Annotated in this window: 4 protein-coding genes; all 4 read left to right on the forward strand. The window is 69.5% G+C overall.

Annotated elements, in window-relative coordinates; translation table 11 throughout:
- Positions 1-114: 114 nt before the first annotated feature.
- The gene (shc, locus tag ABTX78_RS35985) at positions 115-2,133 is read left to right on the forward strand and encodes a squalene--hopene cyclase (protein ID WP_352210964.1); all 2,019 of its coding nucleotides are present in this window, start codon (positions 115-117) and stop codon (positions 2,131-2,133) included.
- Complete coding sequence (locus tag ABTX78_RS35990; protein ID WP_352210965.1) at positions 2,133-2,786, forward strand: phosphorylase family protein; 654 nt, start codon at positions 2,133-2,135, stop codon at positions 2,784-2,786. Before shc ends, ABTX78_RS35990 begins: the two co-directional genes overlap by 1 nt.
- Before the next feature lie 5 nt (positions 2,787-2,791).
- On the forward strand, positions 2,792-3,814 hold the full coding sequence (gene hpnH / locus ABTX78_RS35995; RefSeq protein ID WP_352210966.1) for an adenosyl-hopene transferase HpnH: 1,023 nt from the start codon (positions 2,792-2,794) through the stop codon (positions 3,812-3,814).
- Positions 3,815-3,818: 4 nt separating this feature from the next.
- Positions 3,819-4,018, forward strand: a 200-nt coding sequence (locus ABTX78_RS36000; protein WP_352210967.1) for a flavodoxin-dependent (E)-4-hydroxy-3-methylbut-2-enyl-diphosphate synthase, incomplete at its 3' end; no start/stop codon positions are given.

The following is a 4,018-nucleotide window of genomic DNA, read 5'->3' on the forward strand; positions in this document are numbered from 1 at the left end:
CATCTCACCGGCCCAACTCGCCAGGCCCCGTGGCAGACTGCTCTACTGGACCGCCTTCGGCCGGCCGACGGAGACCCCAGCACAGCAGATCAGCACTGCAACGAAGGGGAAGCCATGACAGCGACGACCGACGGAAGCAGCGGGCCGCTCAAGGCCCGCGCAGCCGCGGCCAGTTCACCGACCGACACACCGTTCGTCACGATCGCGAGCCCGGCCACGACCGATCCGCCCGAGGCCGCACGGCATGCCGCGGAACGCTCCGTGGAGTATCTGCTGAGCATCCAGGACGCCGAGGGCTGGTGGAAGGGCGACCTCGACACCAACGTGACGATGGACGCCGAGGACCTGCTGCTCCGTCAGTTCCTTGGTATCCAGGACGCGCGCACCACCGAGGCTGCCGGCCGCTTCATCCGCGGTGAGCAGCGCGAGGACGGCACCTGGGCGACGTTCTACGGCGGTCCCGGGGAGCTCTCCACCACCATCGAGGCCTACGTCGCGCTCCGGCTGGCGGGCGACCTGCCGGACGATCCGCACATGGCGCGCGCCTCCGCCTGGATCAGGGAACACGGCGGCATCGCGGAGAGCCGGGTCTTCACCCGTATCTGGCTCGCGCTGTTCGGCTGGTGGAAGTGGGACGACCTCCCGGAACTGCCGCCCGAGCTGATCTTCCTGCCCTCCTGGTTCCCCCTGAACATCTACGACTTCGGCTGCTGGGCCCGGCAGACCATCGTGCCGCTCACCGTGGTCTCGGCGAAGCGGCCGGTGCGGCCGGCGCCGTTCGCGCTCGACGAGCTGCACACCGATCCCGCGCGGCCGAACCCGGTCAAGCCCCTTGCCCCGGCCGCCAGTTGGGACGGCTTCTTTCAGCGCACCGACAAGGCGCTGCATCTGTACCGCAAGGTCGCCCCGCGCAAGCTGCGCGGGGCCGCGATGAACGCCGCCGCACGGTGGATCGTCGAGCGCCAGGAGAACGACGGCTGCTGGGGAGGCATCCAGCCGCCCGCCGTGTACTCCATCATCGCCCTGCATCTGCTGGGGTACGACCTCCGGCATCCGGTGATGCAGGCAGGGCTGGAGTCCCTGGACCGCTTCACCGTGTGGCGCGAGGACGGGGCCCGCATGGTCGAGGCCTGTCAGTCGCCGGTCTGGGACACCTGCCTCGCGACCATCGCCCTCGCCGACGCGGGACTGCCCGGCGACCATCCCGCCCTGGTGAAGGCGGCCGACTGGATGCTCGGCGAGGAGATCGTGCGGCCCGGTGACTGGGCGGTGCGCAGGCCCCAACTCGCGCCGGGAGGCTGGGCGTTCGAGTTCCACAACGACAACTACCCGGACATCGACGACACCGCCGAGGTCATCCTCGCGCTGCGCAGGGTCAAGCACCCCGACCCCTCCCAGGTCGAGGGCGCCATCACCCGGGCAGGCCGTTGGACGCTGGGCATGCAGTCGAAGAACGGCGCCTGGGGCGCGTTCGACGCCGACAACACCAGCACATTCCCCAACCGGCTGCCGTTCTGCGACTTCGGTGAGGTGATCGACCCGCCCTCGGCGGACGTCACCGCCCATGTCGTGGAGATGCTCGCCCACGAGGGCAAGGCCCATCACCCGCGCACCCGGCGCGGTATCGACTGGCTCCTCGCCGAACAGGAGGCGAACGGCGCCTGGTTCGGCCGCTGGGGAGTCAACTACGTCTACGGCACCGGCTCGGTGGTTCCCGCGCTCGCCGCCGCCGGCGTGCCCGCATCGCATCCCGCGATCCGCCGGGCGGTCCGCTGGCTCGAATCCGTCCAGAACGACGACGGCGGCTGGGGCGAGGACCTGCGCTCCTACCGGGAGGAGGAGTGGGTCGGCCACGGCGCCTCCACGGCGTCCCAGACCGCGTGGGCGCTGCTCGCCCTGCTGGCCGCGGGAGAGCGGGGGAGCAAGGCGGTCGAGCGGGGCGTCACCTGGTTGGCCGTGACCCAGCAGGCCGACGGTTCCTGGGACGAGCCCCATTTCACCGGGACCGGCTTCCCCTGGGACTTCTCGATCAACTATCACCTCTACCGGCAGGTCTTTCCACTGACCGCGCTCGGCCGGTACGTGCACGGCGAACCGTTCGCCGGCCGCGCGCCCGGCCGCAAGGGGAGCTGATGGCAGCTTCCCCGGGGCCCTCCGGCTCCGCCTCGCCGCTGCTGATCGCCTGTGCGCTCGGCATCGAGAAGGCCGCCCTGCGCAGCGGCGACCGCAGCGGCGCACGGGGCCCCGTGACCGTACTGCGTACGGGCATGGGGCCGCAGAACGCGGAACGGGCCGTACGCGCCGCTCTGAGTGCCGAGGCACTGGGCGGCGCGCCGGTCGTGGCGTCCGGATTCTGTGCGGGGCTCGCCCCGGGGATGCATCCCGGGGACCTGGTCGTCGCCGACGAGACACGTCATCCCGCCGGCACCAGTCGCTGCACGGACACGGAACTGCTGGTCAAGGCGGTTGCCCGGGCCGTGCCGGGGCGTGCGGTGCACTGTGGTCCGCTGATCGGCTCCGATCATGTCGTCCGCGGTCCCGAACGGGCCGCCCTGTGTGCCACCGGCGCGATCGCGGTGGACATGGAGTCCGCCGTCACGCTCCGCACCGCGCTGAGCACCGGACCCCGCCCGGTTGCGGCCGTCCGGGTGGTCGTGGACGCTCCAGAGCATGAGCTCGTCCGCATTGGCACGGTCCGCGGTGGAATATCAGCCTTCCGTGTTCTTCGTGCCGTGCTTCCTGCTTTCTTTGAATGGCACCGTTCTTTGCTGCTCCCCAGGAGGTGAGCTAGATGGCCATGCCGCTTCGTCAGACCATCAGGGTCGGGACGTACCTCTTCGAACAGAAACTCCGCAAGCGGGAGAAGTTTCCGCTCATCGTCGAGCTGGAGCCGCTCTTCGCCTGCAATCTGGCGTGTGAGGGGTGCGGGAAGATCCAGCATCCGGCCGGTGTCCTCAAGCAGCGCATGCCGGTGGCGCAGGCGGTGGGTGCGGTGCTCGAATCGGGCGCGCCCATGGTCTCCATCGCGGGCGGTGAGCCGCTGATGCATCCTCAGATCGACGAGATCGTGCGTCAGTTGGTGGCGAGGAAGAAGTACGTCTTCCTCTGCACCAACGCGGTGCTGCTGCGCAAGAAGATCGAGAAGTTCACCCCTTCCCGGTACTTCGCCTTCGCCGTGCACATCGACGGGCTGCGCGAGCGGCACGACGAGTCGGTGGCCAAGGAAGGCGTCTTCGACGAGGCCGTGGAGGCGATCAAGGAGGCCAAGCGCCGCGGCTTCCGGGTCACGACGAATTCGACCTTCTTCAACACCGACACGCCGCAGACCGTCATCGAGGTGCTCAACTACCTCAACGACGACCTGAAGGTGGACGAGATGATGATCTCGCCCGCCTACGCCTACGAGAAGGCACCCGACCAGGAGCACTTCCTGGGCGTCGAGCAGACTCGCGAGCTGTTCAAGAAGTCCTTCGCGGGCGGCAACCGGCGGCGCTGGCGGCTCAACCACTCGCCGCTCTTCCTCGACTTCCTCGAGGGCAAGGCGGACTTCCCGTGCACGGCGTGGGCGATCCCCAACTACTCGCTCTTCGGCTGGCAGCGGCCCTGCTACCTGATGAGCGACGGATACGTCCCCACCTACCGGGAGCTCATCGAGGAGACGGACTGGAGCAAGTACGGCCGCGGCAAGGACCCGCGCTGCGCCAACTGCATGGCGCACTGCGGCTACGAGCCCACCGCTGTCCTCGCCACCATGGGCTCCCTCAAGGAGTCCCTGAGGGCGGCGCGGGAGACCGTCTCGGGAAACCACGGGTGACGTGATGTCCTCAGAGCCTGTCGCACTGGGGCTCCCGGTGCTGCCGGCCCGGCCGATCGCGATGCGCCGCCCCTCGCGGCGTATCCAGGTCGGGTCGGTGGCCGTGGGCGGCGACGCTCCCGTCTCCGTGCAGTCGATGACGACGACGAGGACGTCGGACATCGGTGCCACGTTGCAGCAGATCGCCGAGCTGACCGCGTCGGG

Source organism: Streptomyces sp. NPDC096193 (assembly GCF_040302905.1).
Lineage (GTDB): Bacteria > Actinomycetota > Actinomycetes > Streptomycetales > Streptomycetaceae > Streptomyces.